This is a genomic window from Pseudomonas sp. Eqa60 (genome assembly GCF_018326405.1).
Lineage (GTDB): Bacteria > Pseudomonadota > Gammaproteobacteria > Pseudomonadales > Pseudomonadaceae > Aquipseudomonas > Aquipseudomonas protegens.
This window is the reverse complement of the sequence record NZ_AP024342.1, coordinates 125,001-140,706: the sequence shown is the minus strand read 5'-3', so window position 1 is coordinate 140,706 and position 15,706 is coordinate 125,001. Positions and strand designations below refer to the sequence as shown.

Annotated in this window: 9 protein-coding genes, 1 tRNA gene and 3 rRNA genes; 6 read left to right on the top strand and 7 right to left on the bottom strand. The window is 59.5% G+C overall.

All coding sequences use genetic code 11. The features are described 5' to 3' along the window. The first annotated feature begins 105 nt into the window (after positions 1-105). Complete coding sequence (locus tag KI242_RS00685; RefSeq protein ID WP_011058513.1) at positions 106-444, top strand: hypothetical protein; 339 nt, start codon at positions 106-108, stop codon at positions 442-444. A 93-nt stretch (positions 445-537) separates the two neighbouring features. Here KI242_RS00685 and lapD read toward each other — a convergent pair whose 3' ends face one another. Together lapD and lapG are read right to left on the bottom strand one after the other, a co-directional pair. Continuing rightward, positions 538-2,484: a cyclic di-GMP receptor LapD gene (gene lapD, locus KI242_RS00680; protein ID WP_053155799.1), complete on the bottom strand. Its 1,947-nt coding sequence runs from the start codon at positions 2,482-2,484 to the stop codon at positions 538-540. Positions 2,485-2,498: 14 nt separating this feature from the next. Beyond that, on the bottom strand, positions 2,499-3,191 hold the full coding sequence (gene lapG, locus KI242_RS00675; RefSeq protein WP_011058511.1) for a cysteine protease LapG: 693 nt from the start codon (positions 3,189-3,191) through the stop codon (positions 2,499-2,501). A gap of 290 nt (positions 3,192-3,481) precedes the next feature. Between lapG and KI242_RS00670 the strand changes: the two genes are divergently transcribed. Then, the gene (locus KI242_RS00670; protein ID WP_011058510.1) at positions 3,482-4,246 is read left to right on the top strand and encodes an alpha/beta fold hydrolase; all 765 of its coding nucleotides are present in this window, start codon (positions 3,482-3,484) and stop codon (positions 4,244-4,246) included. Between the two features lie 65 nt (positions 4,247-4,311). Here KI242_RS00670 and KI242_RS00665 read toward each other — a convergent pair whose 3' ends face one another. After that, a complete protein-coding gene (locus KI242_RS00665) occupies positions 4,312-6,192 on the bottom strand; it encodes a methyl-accepting chemotaxis protein (protein WP_011058509.1) in 1,881 nt (626 codons plus the stop codon). 314 nt (positions 6,193-6,506) lie between these two features. Between KI242_RS00665 and KI242_RS00660 the strand changes: the two genes are divergently transcribed. The 4 genes from KI242_RS00660 (at position 6,507) to KI242_RS00645 (ending at position 11,862) form a co-directional block, all read left to right on the top strand. Then, positions 6,507-7,007 (top strand): sigma-70 family RNA polymerase sigma factor, encoded by a 501-nt coding sequence (locus KI242_RS00660; RefSeq protein ID WP_053148356.1) that lies wholly within the window; start codon positions 6,507-6,509, stop codon positions 7,005-7,007. Positions 7,008-7,012: 5 nt separating this feature from the next. Beyond that, the gene (locus KI242_RS00655; protein ID WP_212805829.1) at positions 7,013-8,017 is read left to right on the top strand and encodes a FecR family protein; all 1,005 of its coding nucleotides are present in this window, start codon (positions 7,013-7,015) and stop codon (positions 8,015-8,017) included. 99 nt (positions 8,018-8,116) lie between these two features. Next, on the top strand, positions 8,117-10,609 hold the full coding sequence (locus KI242_RS00650) for a TonB-dependent siderophore receptor (protein ID WP_212805828.1): 2,493 nt from the start codon (positions 8,117-8,119) through the stop codon (positions 10,607-10,609). A gap of 71 nt (positions 10,610-10,680) precedes the next feature. After that, positions 10,681-11,862 carry a PepSY domain-containing protein gene (locus tag KI242_RS00645; protein ID WP_152685855.1) on the top strand — a complete coding sequence of 394 codons (1,182 nt, stop codon included), beginning with the start codon at positions 10,681-10,683 and terminating at the stop codon, positions 11,860-11,862. 154 nt (positions 11,863-12,016) lie between these two features. Here the strand turns inward: KI242_RS00645 and rrf (KI242_RS00640) are convergent. The 4 genes from rrf (KI242_RS00640) to KI242_RS00625 form a co-directional block, all read right to left on the bottom strand. Beyond that, positions 12,017-12,132: ribosomal RNA gene (gene rrf, locus KI242_RS00640) — 5S ribosomal RNA — on the bottom strand. Positions 12,133-12,245: 113 nt separating this feature from the next. Beyond that, a 5S ribosomal RNA gene (gene rrf / locus KI242_RS00635) occupies positions 12,246-12,361 on the bottom strand. Between the two features lie 138 nt (positions 12,362-12,499). After that, positions 12,500-15,391, bottom strand: a 23S ribosomal RNA gene (locus KI242_RS00630). Positions 15,392-15,624: 233 nt separating this feature from the next. After that, positions 15,625-15,700: transfer RNA gene (locus KI242_RS00625), tRNA-Ala, on the bottom strand. Positions 15,701-15,706 lie beyond the last annotated feature (6 nt).

Genomic DNA, 15,706 nt, shown 5'->3' with positions numbered 1-15,706 from the left:
GGCGTGACGAGCGCCGCGGCGCACCGCATACTCGCGCTCTGAATGCTGCGTTGGCCTATGCTGCTGCCTGCCTGACGCCGGAAACACATGCCTGAGGGATTCGCCATGTTCTACGTGCAACGCGATGCACAGGGCCAGCTGATTCGCGTGGAAGCCGCCGCTTACGCCGAGGCCACCGAGACGCTGCCCGCCGACCACCACGAGATCCAGACCTGGTACGCCAACGAGGCGGTGGAAGTCAGTCTCAAGCAACTCAAGCAAAGCGACCTGGAAATGATCCGGGTGCTGGACGACCTGATCCAGCTCCTGACCCTCAAGGGCGTGATCCGCATCACCGACCTGCCGGCCGCGGCCCAGGCCAAGCTGATGGATCGCACCCAGGCCCGCGAGGCGCTGGGCGGTTTGAGCCGGTTGATCAATGACGATGAAACCGGATTGATCTGAACCCTTTTCGCCAGCCGACTCCTACTGTAGGAGCCGGCTTGCCGGCGAAAGCGGTTTAAAGGCCTGTAAGCAGGACCGCCGGCGAAAGCGGTTTCAACCCCAGGGAGCCGGCTCGCCGAACAGCTGGCCCTGCACCCCGTACAAGCCCATCTCGCGAATCACCTGCAGCTCGCCCTCGGTCTCGACCCGTTCGGCAATCAGCGGCAGGTCGATGCTGTGGGCCGCGCGCTGGATGGCTTCGATAAACAGGCGCTTGTCGCTTTCCTGATCGATGTCGCGGATGTAGCTGCCATCGATCTTCAGGTACGCCAGCCCCAGGCGCGCCAGGTTGCCGATCATGCTGAAGCGCCCACCGAAGCGTTGCAGGCTGAGGGAGAAACCCAGCTCGCGCAGGCGCCGGGTCAGCTGTTCCAGCATGGCCTGCTCGGGTAATTGCTCTTCACCGATCTCCAGGGTCAGGCGCGGGCCCAGGTCGGAATGCTGGCGCAGGATCTCGAACACCCGATTCAGGGCGTGCGGGTCCGCCAGGGTCGCCGCCGACAGGTTCAGCGCCAGGCAGTCTTCGTGGCTCGCCATCTGTCTCAGCACCTGTTCGAGCATCAGCAGATCCAGGCGCGAGGTCCAGCCGAAACGCTCCAGCCACGGCAGGAAACGCCCGGCCGGAATGGTCTGGCCCTGTTCATCCAGCAGCCGCGACAGCACTTTGTAGTGCAGCACCAGGTGGGTGTCCCGAGCGGCCACCACCGGCTGGAAGTACAGCTGGAAGTGCTGCTCCGACAGCGCCCGGTCCAACAGCCGGTGCCAGGCATGGTGGTCATCCCCAACCTGGGCACTGGCGCCTTGATCGAGGCAGGCCCAGCTGGTGTCACCCTGGGCTTCGGCCTGGGCCAGAGCCTGGTCGCCGAGGCTCAGCACCGCTTGCGGCGAATCACCGTGAGCAAACGCCGCCAGGCCGATGGAGGCCACTGAGGCAACATCGGTGGCGCCGGTGGCGTGCAGGTTGCCCAGGGCACTGTCCAGGCTCTGGGCCAGCTGGATGGCTTCCTCACGCACCAGCCCCGGCGCCAGCACCGCGAACTCGCCACCACGGACCCGGGTGACCAGGTTGTGGGTTTCCGGGTACTTGTCGCACTCGCGCAGCAGTTGTTCACCCACCGCCTTGAGCAACTGGTCGGTACGCTGGCCGCCCAGGCGCTGGTTCAGCCCGGCCAGGTCCTTGACCCGCAACAGCAACAGGTAGCCGGAACTGGCCTGCTCGGGGTTGCTTACGCGGGCGTGCAGCTGCATTTCGAAATAACGCCGGTTGGCCAGCCCGGTCAGGCTGTCCTGATAGGACTCGGTGCGCAGTTTCTCGCTGCGCTCGGCCTGCTCCTGGAACAGCGCCTTGAGCTTCTCGACCATCTGGTTCATGGCCTGCACCACCCGCCGCAGCTCCGGAGTCCGGGGCAATTGCGGCAGGCTGAGGAATTCACGACGGGCAATGGCGTGGGACTGCTGGACCATGTAGTCCAACGGCTTGAGCTGGCGCCGCAGCAGCAGGGCGCCGAGCACCGCGCTCACCGCACCGCAGATCAACAGCCAGCCCAGGCTGCCCAGGGCACTTTGCCAGAGCTTGGCCACGGCGAACATCGGGTGGCTGAGCACCTCGACCCGAGCCGCCTGTTCCCAGCCGCGGCTGACGATGGCATCGCCACCCGCCGGTTCCAGGCCGATCAGGCTGACAAACCACTGGGGCACGTTGCCGACTTCCGGGATGCCGCTGCGCTCGACAAGGGTCTTGTCGGTGGCCAGGTCCACCACCCGGATACTGGCGTAGTAGCCACTGTCGAAGATCGAGCTGACCATCAGCTCGACCATCGCCGGGTCGTCGATGTTCGGCGTCAGCGACAGCGCCAGGGCAGTGGCGGCATCCTGGGCATGGGAGCGCAGCTGATTGACATACTGGGTGCGCGAGCTTTCCAGGCTGACCATGAAGCTGCCGCTGAAGGCGACCACCAGGAACACACAGATTGCGATCAACAGTTGTTTGAACAAAGACATCTGAGCTCGTGCTCCTAGTTAGTCGTCTCGACCGGAAAACCTTCGGCCTGCATTTTTTTCAACACGTCCTGCCAACGGGACAGGCGCTTGGTGTCGCCCACCCGCTTGTTGCCTTTGGCCCCCGGTAGCCACAGACCCTCGGCATTGAAGGAGTACACCGGCAACAGGTCGGTACGCTCGCTGGCCGGGCGGATCGAGTCTTCCAGGCTGTCGAGCACCAGAGGCATGGCCTCCGGGCTGGAATAGTAGGTCAAGACCATGTGCGCACGGTTCTGGCGCAGGGCCTTGACGTAGGTGATGCGCAGTTTGTCACTGGAAACCCCGAGGTGGCGCAGGCTGAAATACTTGGCGATCGCGTAGTCCTCGCAATCGCCGGCGCCCTTCCACAATGCCTCGATCGGCGTTTCCCAATAATCCACCTGGTGCCACAGGTCGATGTCTTCCACGTAGCGCATGTTCTTGTTGAAGAACAGGTTGACCACCTTCAACTGTTCGCGCTCGGGCACCTGCTTTTGCGTGGCCAGCAGGTGCTGCCAGGCATCGATGCGCGGCTGCCCTTCGCCCAGCGGACCGTAGAGCGCCGTGGCACGGCGGCTGATCAGGGAGAAATCCCAGTCGGCGTGCAGGCTGCCCAGCAGTGCGCCGGCCAGCAGCAATGCCGCGCAGAACCAGCGCAGGGTCCGAGAAAGAGCTAAACGTGCCGCCAATGCAATGCGTCCATGGGAGCTGTCGTAAATCGGCTGATGGTGAAGGCTGGCCCGGCAAAAAACAATGGCACCTTACAATCACCAGCCGCCGGAAAAGAGCCGGCGCGAAACATTCAGAGCATAGCCGCAAGCCGCGTTCCGGCGACCGACAGCAACCGCCCGCCCGGCCCGGCACACACGTGCCTTCACGGACGACAGGCACTATGTTAGAAACCATCCGCAGACTGCGACGCCCTCTTCAGGCTGCCTCTGGCCGGCGCAGTGCCGGCCCACTTGCTTAAGGAAAAGCTGTGTACACCGACACCCGACAATGGACGCTGGTGATCAAACCCGGGCAAGCCACCCGGATCCGCCTGATCTGCTTTCCCCAGGCCGGGGCGGCAGCCGAGCAAATGCGGGTCTGGTCCAGTGGCCTGGCCGATCATATCGAGCTGGTGGTGCTCAACCTGCCGGGGCACGGTCCGCGCCGTGACGAAGCGCCCTGCGACAACTGGCCCAGCCTGCTGGAAAACACCTTCACCGCCCTCGACCCCTGGCTCGGCGAGCCCCATGCGCTGTTCGGCCACGGCCTGGGCGCGCTGCTGGCCTACGAGACCAGCAAGCATGCCCAGGAACGCTTTCCCCAGCAGACCCGCCACCTGTTCGTCTCCGGCTGTCGCAGCCCGGATAGCCTGCCGCGCCGGCCCTTGCTCCACTCCCTGCCCATCGCCGCGTTTCGCGAGGCGATCCTGACCCTCGGCGCCAGCCCCCTGGAGATGCCCCGCGGGCAGAACGACCTGCAATCCTACGAACGCCTGCTGCGCAACGGCCTGAAGCTTTTCGAAACCTGGTACGACACCTCCAGCGGTTGCCTGGATGTGCCGTTGACGGCCTTCTACGGCAGCGAGGACCCGCTGGCCACGGCCAACCTCATGCTCAACTGGCGCGAGTTCACCGGCCGCGAGTTCGAGCTGATCGAAGTGGCCGGCAATCACTTCTTCATCAAGTCCCAGCGCCAGCGCCTGTTGCAGGTGATCAATACTCACCTGGGGCTGCTGGGCGACCACCCGGCCTGATCGGTACCCATGAAAAAGCCCGCCCTGCCGTGAGGCGGGAGCGGGCTTGAAAGTGACGCGAAACCTCAGATCTTGAAGCTGTCCACCAGCTGCTTCAGGCGGCTGGCCTGCTGCGACAGGGCATCGCAATCCTTCAGGGTTTCGTTGAGGTTGGCCACGCCCTGCTGGTTCAGCAGGTTGATCTGGTTGATGTCGACATTGAGGGTCTCCACCACGGCCGTCTGCTCTTCGGTCGCCGCCGCCACCGACTGGTTCATGCCATCGATCTCGCCGATCCGCTGAGTCACGCTGACCAGCCGCGCACCGGCCTGGTTGGCCACTTCGACGCTCTCTTCGCTGGACGCCTGGCTGGCGTTCATGGTCGACACCGCTTCACGGGAGCCGACCTGCAAGGAGGTGATCATCTTGTGGATCTCTTCCGCCGACTCCTGGGTACGATGAGCCAGGTTGCGCACCTCGTCGGCCACCACGGCGAAGCCACGACCGGCTTCGCCGGCACGGGCCGCTTCGATGGCCGCGTTGAGGGCCAGCAAGTTGGTCTGCTGGGAGATGCCCTTGATCACGTCGAGAATGTGCCCGATGTTGTCGGTGCTGGCGTTCAGGGTCTCGATCTGGGTGCAGGACAGGCTGATCTTCTGCGACAGCTCGGTCATGGCCTGGATGGTCTGTTCCACCACTTGGCGACCGTCGTCGGCCTGTTCGCTGGCGCCACTGGCGTGCTGCGAGGCATCGGCGGCGTTACGGGCGATTTCCTGGGTTGCGGCCCCCAGTTCGTTGATCGCGGCGGCCACGCTGTTGGTGCGGGCGCTCTGCTCGTCGGAACCGATGATCGAAGCGTTGGACGAAGCCATCACGCGCTGGGACAGGTCGTGTACCTGGCGCGTGGCCGAGGACACTTCGGAAATCGAGGCATGGATCCGCTCGACGAACTGGTTGAACGAGCTGCCCAGTTCGCCGAATTCGTCCTTGCTCTCCACCACCAGGCGCCGGGTCAGGTCGCCCTCGCCCTGGGCGATGTCCTGCATCGCACGGCCCATGGTGATCAGTGGGCGCATCAACACCTGGATCAGCAGGGTCAGCAGTACGGCGATCACCGCCACGGCGATAAACATCGCGATCAAGGCAGAAGTACGGAATTGGCTCAGCGGTGCGTAGGCCTTGTCCTTGTCGATGGACAGACCGATGTACCACTCGGCATTCGGCAAGCCGGTCACCGGGGTGAAGGAGAGGATGCGCTCCTGTTTGTTCAGGACCACTTCCTGGTTGCCGTTTTCGATCCGTACGTTGGCGCCGGGGTAGATGTCCTTGAGGTTCTTCATCACCTGGTCCTTGTCCGGGCTGACGATCACCTGACCGTCGGCACTGACCAGGAAGGCGTGGCCCAGGCCACCGAAATCCACCGAGTTGATGATCTTCACCAGGGTTTCCAGGCTCAGGTCGCCACCAACCACGCCCAGCAGTTCACCCTGCTTTTTCACCGGCATGGCGATGGTCACCACCAGGCCACCGACAGCCGCCATGTAGGGCGGGGTCAGCATGGTCTTGTCGGCGGCGACGGCCTGCTTGTACCAGGGGCGCTGACGCGGGTCGTAGCCGTCGGGCATCTTCGCGTCAGGGCGCTGGGTGAAGGTGCCGTTGGCCTGGCCGACGTAGGTGAACTGGAAGTTCGAGGTAAAGGCCGGTTGGTCCACCAGCCCTGGGAAATCTGCGTTCTGACCTTGGTGAGCAACGTTCTGCGCGAGGTTCTCGAGCACCAGGATCCGCCCGCTCATCCAGTTCTGCACACTGCTGGAGGTGAGCTCACCGGCCTGCTGGATAGAGGATTCGAGGTTCTGTCGGATGGTGTTTCGCTGCAGGTAGTCGTTGTACAAGGTGAACAACGCAAAAGCCAGAACCACTACGCCGGAGGCGGCCAAAAGGATTTTATGGCTGAACTTGAGATTCATTTCATGGGACTTCTTATGCCGAAAGTGGGGATGCGTCCGTAATGCAACATTCCATGTAACAGCGCAGGCGATGTTCTCTGACCGCTCTACTTTGGTGCACGCATGTCTTATCAGTCTTTCGGCAAGAATCTGCGAACCCTTAGAGATTTTTCTGAATTACTCGCCTGAATTTGCCTAATCCCGCCGAACGGTGTTCCAGAGCATCCGTGGCACATTTTCAGATGACCGACAGTGCGCTGCTTATTGCCAAATCGATAAAGCCTCAATGACAATGCGACTAATTATCATTAGTGACACTCAGGCAGTCCGCGTCCATGTCATCACCCGAGTTCGCCGTACAGACGCTCTACAGCCATCACCATGGCTGGCTCAACAGCTGGCTGCGCCAGCGCCTGGGCAATGCCGCGGATGCTGCCGACCTGGCTCAGGACACCTTCGTACGCCTGCTGCAGAAAACTGAACGTCTGGAACTCAAGGCCCCCCGGGCTTTTTTACGCACCATCGCCCGGGGGCTGGTAATCGATCACTGGCGCCGCGAGGAAATCGAACGTGCCTATCTGGAAACCATCGCCCACTTGCCCGAAGCCCAAACACCCGGCGCTGAAGCTCGGGCGTTGATTCTGGAGCTGCTGGAAAGCATTGCGCGGATGCTTGAAGGGCTGAAGCCGAAAGTACGTCAGGCTTTTCTCCTGGCTCAGTGCGAGGAACTTACCCACAAGCAGATTGCTCAGCAGATGGGCCTATCCCTGCGTACCGTCGAGCGTTATGTCGCCCAGGCGCTCTACCATTGCTACCTGCTGCGCTACGAGAGCTGAAGCCTGTGGATAACTTCCCCGTCAGCCTGCCGCTCAAGCCCAATCCCGATCACCTGGTGGTCAAGCAAGCAATCAACTGGTTGCTGCGCCTGCGCAACAACGGTGCCAACCCCAAGCTGCAGCAACAGTGCGATCTGTGGCGGGCGGCGCACCAGGAGCACGAACTGGCCTGGCAGCGGGTGCAATCGTTGCAGCAGGAACTCACGGCCAACCTGCGTTCGGTGCCGGGGGCTCAGGTGGCCTTGCATACCCTGGAACACAGCAGTCAGCGCCTGGGCCGGCGCCAGGCCCTGAAACTGCTCAGTGGCGCCCTGCTCCTGGGCTCCAGTGCCTGGGTCGGCAAGGATCTGCTGGGCTGGCAACAATGGAACGCAGACTTTGCCACCGCCGTCGGCGAGCAGCGAGGCTTCCAGTTGCCCGATGGCACCCGCCTGGAACTCAATACCGACAGCGCGGCGGACCTCAACTTCAATGCCGAGCAGCGCCTGATCAAACTGCGCCGGGGCGAGATCATGGTGTCCTGTGGAGCCGATCACGGCCCTGCCCGCCCGCTGCTGGTGGAGAGCCGCCACGCCCTGCTGGAAGGCTTCGACGCCCGCTTCGTGGTGCGCGTGGAGGAACGCTGCACGCGCCTGAGCGTGACCCACGGCAGCGTGGCCATTCATGCGCCGCACACCGCCGACGGCCGTAGCGCCCGGGTGGAAGCAGGTCAGAGCTATCAGATCAGCCATGGCCTGGCCGAACCTGCGGCCCCCCTGGCGATGGACGTCGGCGCCTGGGCCGATGGCCTGATCGTTACGCGCAACATGCGCCTGGACGACTTCCTCCAGGAGGTCGGCCGCTATCGCCATGGCTATCTGGGCTGCTCGGCAGCGGTTGGCAATCTGCGCCTTTCAGGTGTGTTCCGCCTGGAAGACACCGACAAGTTGCTGGCCATCCTGCCCCAGACCCTGCCAGTGCAGTTGCGCTACCGCACCCGTTGGTGGGTGACCTTGGGGCCAGTGGCTTGAAATTCACTGGGGTGATTTTTTTTGGCGGGTTTTGCCAGGACGTCCGGCTTAGTCAGTAAGCACTTCAATCTGCTTCCTGCGACTTCAACGGAACCTACCATGACTCTGCGCGACACCCGCCCAAGCTCACCCTGCGCCCGCCCCTTGCGCCAAGCCATCCGCGCCGCCCTGCTGTGCTCCAGCATCGGCCTCGGCACAGTGGCGCCCCAGGTGCTGGCCGCCGCTAGCGCTGTTGATGCCCCGCGTCACAGCTACAGCGTGGCCCCGGGCAACCTCGGCGATGCCCTCAACCAGTTCGCCCGGCAGGCCGGGATCACCCTGTCCACCACCCCGGCCCTGACCCAGGGCAGGCAGTCCCCCGGGCTCCAGGGCGACTACTCCATTCCCCAAGGCCTGAACCAGCTGCTGCGGGGTTCGGGACTGGAGGCGGTCAGCCAGGACGGCGGCAACTACGTACTGCGGCCCCTGCCCCAGGGCAGCGCCCTGACCCTGCCCGCCACTGAGGTCAAGGGCTTCGCCCTGGGCAACGCATTGGGCAGCATGGAGGGCTACAACGCGACGCACAGTCAGATCGCCACCAAGACCAGTACCGCGTTGCTGGAGACCTCGCAAAGCGTCTCGGTGGTCACCCGTGAACAGATCGACGACCAGGGCGCGCAAACCGTCGCCCAGACCATGCGCTACACCCCCGGCGTGCTGACCAATCCCTATGGCGCCACCCATCGCTACGACTATGTAGCGATGCGCGGCTTCAACGATGGTTCGGTGGACAACATCTACCTCGATGGCCTCAAGTCCATGGGTGACAGCGGCACCTACAGCAGCATGCAGGTCGACCCCTACTTCCTCGAACGGGTGGATATTCTCAAGGGCCCCTCATCGGTGCTTTATGGCCGCAGTTCCCCTGGCGGCCTGGTGGCCCTGACCAGCAAAAAGCCTCTCTACGAGCCCTATCACCAGATTCAGGCAACCGTGGGCACCCAGGGCAAACAGGGCCTGGGGTTCGACTTCAGCGGCCCGCTCGATGACGACAAGCGCGTTGCCTATCGGTTGATCGGCCTGACGGACAAGTCCGACACTCAGTTCGACCACGCGAAGGAAAAACGCTTCGCCCTGTCGCCGACCCTGAGTATCGACTTCAGTGAAGACACCTCCCTGACGCTCCAGGCCTATTTGCAGAATGACCCCGATGGCGGCTACCACGGCGGCATGCCGGCCAACGGCACCCTGAACCAGCGCAATGGCCAGCGCATTTCCGAGCATTTCTTCGAGGGCGAGCCGGGCGTGGATGGCTACAAGCGCGATCAACAGTCCTTCGGCTATCAGTTCGAGCATCGTTTCAACGACACCTTCACCGCCCGCCAGAACTTCCGCTACCTGGACTCCAAGGTGAAGCTCGACCAGGTCTATGCCTATGGCTGGACCAATGCCGCCAGCAATGACCTGAACCGCTATTACTCGGGTGGAGATGAGAAGCTCCACTCCTTCATCGTCGATAACATGCTGCAGGCCGAATTCCTCACTGGCGAGGTCAAGCACACCTTACTGCTGGGAGCCGACTATCAACGGCGCAAGACCGTGGTCGACTGGGACCAGGGAACGCTGCAACCGATCAATGCGTTCAACCCGGTCTATGGCAACTCGACGATCAACTACTACAGCCACACCAGCTATTTGCGGCGCCTGGAACAGACCGGCGTGTACTTGCAGGACCTGATCGAGCTGGACAAATGGCGCTTCTCTCTCGGGCTGCGCCAGGACTGGGTGGAAACCTCGGATGAAAACCGCCTGGCTGAAGCCCAGCGCCCACTGGGCACCGAAATCAGCGACAAACGCACCAAGCTCACTGGGCGTGCGGGCGCGCTCTATCTGTTCGATAACGGTCTGGCGCCTTACGTCAGCTATTCCGAGTCATTCAACCCCAACTCCTACGCAGACAGCGCAGGCAATCCGCTGCCACCTACCGACGGCACTCAATGGGAAGTCGGGCTGAAATATCAGCCACCAGGTACGGACAACTTGTTCACTGCCTCGTTGTTCCGCATCGACCAGGAGAACCTGGCGTCGAAGCTGCCCCAGGAAAACTTCTATCGTGCGGTGGGTGCTGTTCGCTCCCAGGGGCTGGAGCTGGAAGCCCACATGCAGCTGACCGACAACCTGAAACTGCTGGGCAGCTATACCTTCACCGACATCCAGTATTCGAAGTCGATGACCAGCACCCTGAGCAGCGCCACCAACCTCATCGAGAACAAGGGCAACTCGCCTACTCAGGCACCGCGGCAGATGGCGTCGCTGTGGGCCGACTACAAGTTCGACAGCGCGGCGCTGGATGGCCTGCGCCTGGGCGGCGGTGTGCGCTATGTGGGCTACAGCTGGGCCGATGCCGAGAACACCATGAAGGTACCGGCCTACACGCTCTTCGATGCCTCCATCGGCTATGACCTGGGCAAGCTGGGCCTCAAGGGAGTGGATGTACGGCTCAATGCCAACAACCTGACCAATGAGTCCTACGTCGCCTCCTGTGCAAGCTTGAGCTACTGCTACCTGGGCGAAGAGCGCAATGTCGCCGCCACGGTGAGCTACCAGTTCTGATCTAGGTTGACGCCAACAAAGCCAGCGCCTGTCAGAAGCCGCTGGCTTTGTCGTCTCTACGGGAAAATGTCATGCGCGCCATTCTGGTTCTATTGCACCGCTACATGGGCCTGGCCACCGCAGTGTTCCTGCTGCTGGCCGGGCTGACCGGGAGTGTCCTGGCCTTTCATCACGAGCTGGATGAGTGGCTCAACCCCGAGTTCTATCACACGCCTGGCAAGGGGCCGGTGCTGGCCCCCGGCGCACTGGTGGATAGCGTTCAGGCCGAGCACCCGAGGCTGCAGGTCTGGTACATGGAATATCCACAAGAAGCCGGGCATGCCGCGCTGCTGGCAGCGGTGCCACGCACCGACCCGGCCACCGGCCAACCGTATACCGAGCGCAATCAAGTATTTTACTTGGACCCGGTTACGGCCCATCAGCAGGGGCAGCGCTTTTGGGGCGCCTGCTGCTTCCAGCGGCAGAACCTGGTGCCTTTTCTGCTGGAGTTCCACTACAACCTGAGCCTGCCCGGCAATTGGGGGTTGTGGTTGATGGGGCTGGTGGCCATTGCCTGGGTCATCGACTGTTTTGTTGCCTTGCTGCTGACCCTGCCTCGTGGACGGCCGTTCTGGCACAAGTGGGCCACGGCCTGGAAGATCAAGGGCGGCCATGCCTATCGGCTCAACTTCGACCTGCATCGCGCCGCAGGCTTGTGGTTATGGCTGCTCCTGCTGCCGATCGCCATCAGTAGCGTGGCCATGAACCTGCCGAGCCAGGTGTTCAAACCCGTGGTGTCATTGCTCTCGTCCATCGAACCCAGCGTCTATGAAGCTCGGGGACGAGTACCGGCGGCAGAGCTGGGGATAACCCGGCTGACTTATCAACAGGCCTATGAACGGGCTCTGGAAGAGGGGCAGCGGCTGGGCTTGAAGGAGACGATTGGTGAGTTGTATTACAGCTTTGAATACAACTTCTATGGAGCAGGTTTTGGTCGGCATGACAGCCAGGCCCATGGTAAGTCCTGGCTGTTCTTCCACGGTACGGATGGGCGCTTGCTGGGGCAGGAGATAGCGGGGCAAGGCACCCTCGGAGAGCGCTTCTACCGACTGCAACTCCCCATACATGGAGGCAGGATCATCGGTACCACGGGGCAGGTGATCATTGCTCTATTGGGCGTTCTGATTGCCGTGCTGGCACTGACCGGCATCTATATCTGGTGGCGTAAGTTAATCGCCCGTAGAAGCAGCAAGATGCGTAAGAACAGGGCGTAAGAGGCAAGCAAGTGTGATCTTGATGGCTGCTTACTCGATGCTGATAAAGCCCTGAATCCACCCTGTAATCTGCTTCTGCTACACAGCCCAGGCTTTATAGCGCATAAAAACAAAACCCCTGTCTGCGTGAACAGACAGGGGTTTTGGAATTTGATCTTGACGATGACCTACTCTCACATGGGGAAACCCCACACTACCATCGGCGATGCATCGTTTCACTTCTGAGTTCGGGATGGGATCAGGTGGTTCCAACGCTCTATGGTCGTCAAGAAATTCTGTGGCCGATCCGTTCAACTTGAAAGTAGAACGTGCCAGCAAAATCAGTAACTTCTATATAAAGACAAAACCCCAACTGCATGTGCAGTTGGGGTTTCGGAATTTAATCTTGACGATGACCTACTCTCACATGGGGAAACCCCACACTACCATCGGCGATGCATCGTTTCACTTCTGAGTTCGGGATGGGATCAGGTGGTTCCAACGCTCTATGGTCGTCAAGAAATTCGGTAGCCAGTCCGTTGCTTGTGCAACGTCCCAGCGAATGGGTATGTAATAGATTTGTGTGTTCGCAAACTTTCGGTTTGTATCGTCTTCACACACCGCAACTCGCTTCTTAAGCAAATTGCTTGGGTGTTATATGGTCAAGCCTCACGGGCAATTAGTATTGGTTAGCTCAACGCCTCACAGCGCTTACACACCCAACCTATCAACGTCGTAGTCTTCGACGGCCCTTTAGGGAACTCAAGGTTCCAGTGAGATCTCATCTTGAGGCAAGTTTCCCGCTTAGATGCTTTCAGCGGTTATCTTTTCCGAACATAGCTACCCGGCAATGCCACTGGCGTGACAACCGGAACACCAGAGGTTCGTCCACTCCGGTCCTCTCGTACTAGGAGCAGCCCCTCTCAAATCTCAAACGTCCACGGCAGATAGGGACCGAACTGTCTCACGACGTTCTAAACCCAGCTCGCGTACCACTTTAAATGGCGAACAGCCATACCCTTGGGACCGGCTTCAGCCCCAGGATGTGATGAGCCGACATCGAGGTGCCAAACACCGCCGTCGATATGAACTCTTGGGCGGTATCAGCCTGTTATCCCCGGAGTACCTTTTATCCGTTGAGCGATGGCCCTTCCATACAGAACCACCGGATCACTAAGACCTACTTTCGTACCTGCTCGACGTGTCTGTCTCGCAGTCAAGCGCGCTTTTGCCTTTATACTCTACGACCGATTTCCGACCGGTCTGAGCGCACCTTCGTACTCCTCCGTTACTCTTTAGGAGGAGACCGCCCCAGTCAAACTACCCACCATACACTGTCCTCGATCCGGATAACGGACCTGAGTTAGAACCTCAAAGTTGCCAGGGTGGTATTTCAAGGATGGCTCCACGCAAACTGGCGTTCACGCTTCAAAGCCTCCCACCTATCCTACACAAGCAAATTCAAAGTCCAGTGCAAAGCTATAGTAAAGGTTCACGGGGTCTTTCCGTCTAGCCGCGGATACACTGCATCTTCACAGCGATTTCAATTTCACTGAGTCTCGGGTGGAGACAGCGCCGCCATCGTTACGCCATTCGTGCAGGTCGGAACTTACCCGACAAGGAATTTCGCTACCTTAGGACCGTTATAGTTACGGCCGCCGTTTACCGGGGCTTCGATCAAGAGCTTCGCGTTAGCTAACCCCATCAATTAACCTTCCGGCACCGGGCAGGCGTCACACCCTATACGTCCACTTTCGTGTTTGCAGAGTGCTGTGTTTTTAATAAACAGTCGCAGCGGCCTGGTATCTTCGACCGGCATGAGCTTACGGAGCAAGTCCTTCACCCTCACCGGCGCACCTTCTCCCGAAGTTACGGTGCCATTTTGCCTAGTTCCTTCACCCGAGTTCTCTCAAGCGCCTTGGTATTCTCTACCCAACCACCTGTGTCGGTTTGGGGTACGGTTCCTAGTTATCTGAAGCTTAGAAGCTTTTCTTGGAAGCATGGCATCAACCACTTCGTCACCTAAAAGGTAACTCGTCATCAGCTCTCGGCCTTAGAACCCCGGATTTACCTAAGATTCCAGCCTACCACCTTAAACTTGGACAACCAACGCCAAGCTGGCCTAGCCTTCTCCGTCCCTCCATCGCAATAACTAGAAGTACAGGAATATTAACCTGTTTTCCATCGACTACGCTTTTCAGCCTCGCCTTAGGGACCGACTAACCCTGCGTCGATTAACGTTGCGCAGGAAACCTTGGTCTTTCGGCGTGGGTGTTTTTCACACCCATTGTCGTTACTCATGTCAGCATTCGCACTTCTGATACCTCCAGCAAGCTTCTCAACTCACCTTCACAGGCTTACAGAACGCTCCTCTACCGCATCACTTACGTGATACCCGTAGCTTCGGTGTATGGTTTGAGCCCCGTTACATCTTCCGCGCAGGCCGACTCGACTAGTGAGCTATTACGCTTTCTTTAAAGGGTGGCTGCTTCTAAGCCAACCTCCTAGCTGTCTAAGCCTTCCCACATCGTTTCCCACTTAACCATAACTTTGGGACCTTAGCTGACGGTCTGGGTTGTTTCCCTTTTCACGACGGACGTTAGCACCCGCCGTGTGTCTCCCATGCTCGGCACTTGTAGGTATTCGGAGTTTGCATCGGTTTGGTAAGTCGGGATGACCCCCTAGCCGAAACAGTGCTCTACCCCCTACAGTGATACATGAGGCGCTACCTAAATAGCTTTCGAGGAGAACCAGCTATCTCCGAGCTTGATTAGCCTTTCACTCCGATCCACAGGTCATCCGCTAACTTTTCAACGGTAGTCGGTTCGGTCCTCCAGTCAGTGTTACCTAACCTTCAACCTGCCCATGGATAGATCGCCCGGTTTCGGGTCTATTCCCAGCGACTAGACGCCCTATTAAGACTCGCTTTCGCTACGCCTCCCCTATTCGGTTAAGCTTGCCACTGAAAATAAGTCGCTGACCCATTATACAAAAGGTACGCAGTCACAGAACAAAGTCTGCTCCCACTGCTTGTACGCATACGGTTTCAGGATCTATTTCACTCCCCTCTCCGGGGTTCTTTTCGCCTTTCCCTCACGGTACTAGTTCACTATCGGTCAGTCAGTAGTATTTAGCCTTGGAGGATGGTCCCCCCATATTCAGACAAGGTTTCTCGTGCCCCGTCCTACTCGATTTCATGACTAAGAGATTTTCGCGTACAGGGCTATCACCCACTATGGCCGCACTTTCCAGAGCGTTCCGCTAATCTCAAAGCCACTTAAGGGCTAGTCCCCGTTCGCTCGCCACTACTAAGGGAATCTCGGTTGATTTCTTTTCCTCAGGGTACTTAGATGTTTCAGTTCCCCTGGTTCGCCTCTTGCACCTATGTATTCAGTACAAGATAACCATCTTATGATGGCTGGGTTCCCCCATTCAGAGATCTCCGGATCAAAGTCTGTTTGCCGACTCCCCGAAGCTTATCGCAGGCTACCACGTCTTTCATCGCCTCTGACTGCCAAGGCATCCACCGTATGCGCTTCTTCACTTGACCATATAACCCCAAGCAATCTGGTTATACTATGAAGACGACATTCGCCGAAAATTTGCATTCTTAATTAAAAGAGAACTCACAAATTTTACCTTAGCCTGATCCGTTACCAGTGAAAGTAACGTTCAGTCTATCTTTCTATCACATACCCAAATTTTTAAAGAACGATCTAATCAAAAGACTAGAAATCAACATTCAAAGTGAATGCTCATTTCTAAGCTTTCAGAAGCAGTTTATGGTGGAGCCAAGCGGGATCGAACCGCTGACCTCCTGCGTGCAAGGCAGGCGCTCTCCCAGCTGAGCTATGGCCCCATAACA

Bases quoted from the DNA above. Each gene is read 5' to 3' on its own strand.
- KI242_RS00685 (WP_011058513.1), top strand. From the start codon at position 106: ATGTTCTACGTGCAACGCGATGCACAGGGCCAGCTGATTCGCGTGGAA.
- lapD (WP_053155799.1), bottom strand. From the start codon at position 2,484: ATGTCTTTGTTCAAACAACTGTTGATCGCAATCTGTGTGTTCCTGGTG.
- KI242_RS00665 (WP_011058509.1), bottom strand. From the start codon at position 6,192: ATGAATCTCAAGTTCAGCCATAAAATCCTTTTGGCCGCCTCCGGCGTA.
- KI242_RS00660 (WP_053148356.1), top strand. From the start codon at position 6,507: ATGTCATCACCCGAGTTCGCCGTACAGACGCTCTACAGCCATCACCAT.
- KI242_RS00650 (WP_212805828.1), top strand. From the start codon at position 8,117: ATGACTCTGCGCGACACCCGCCCAAGCTCACCCTGCGCCCGCCCCTTG.
- KI242_RS00645 (WP_152685855.1), top strand. From the start codon at position 10,681: ATGCGCGCCATTCTGGTTCTATTGCACCGCTACATGGGCCTGGCCACC.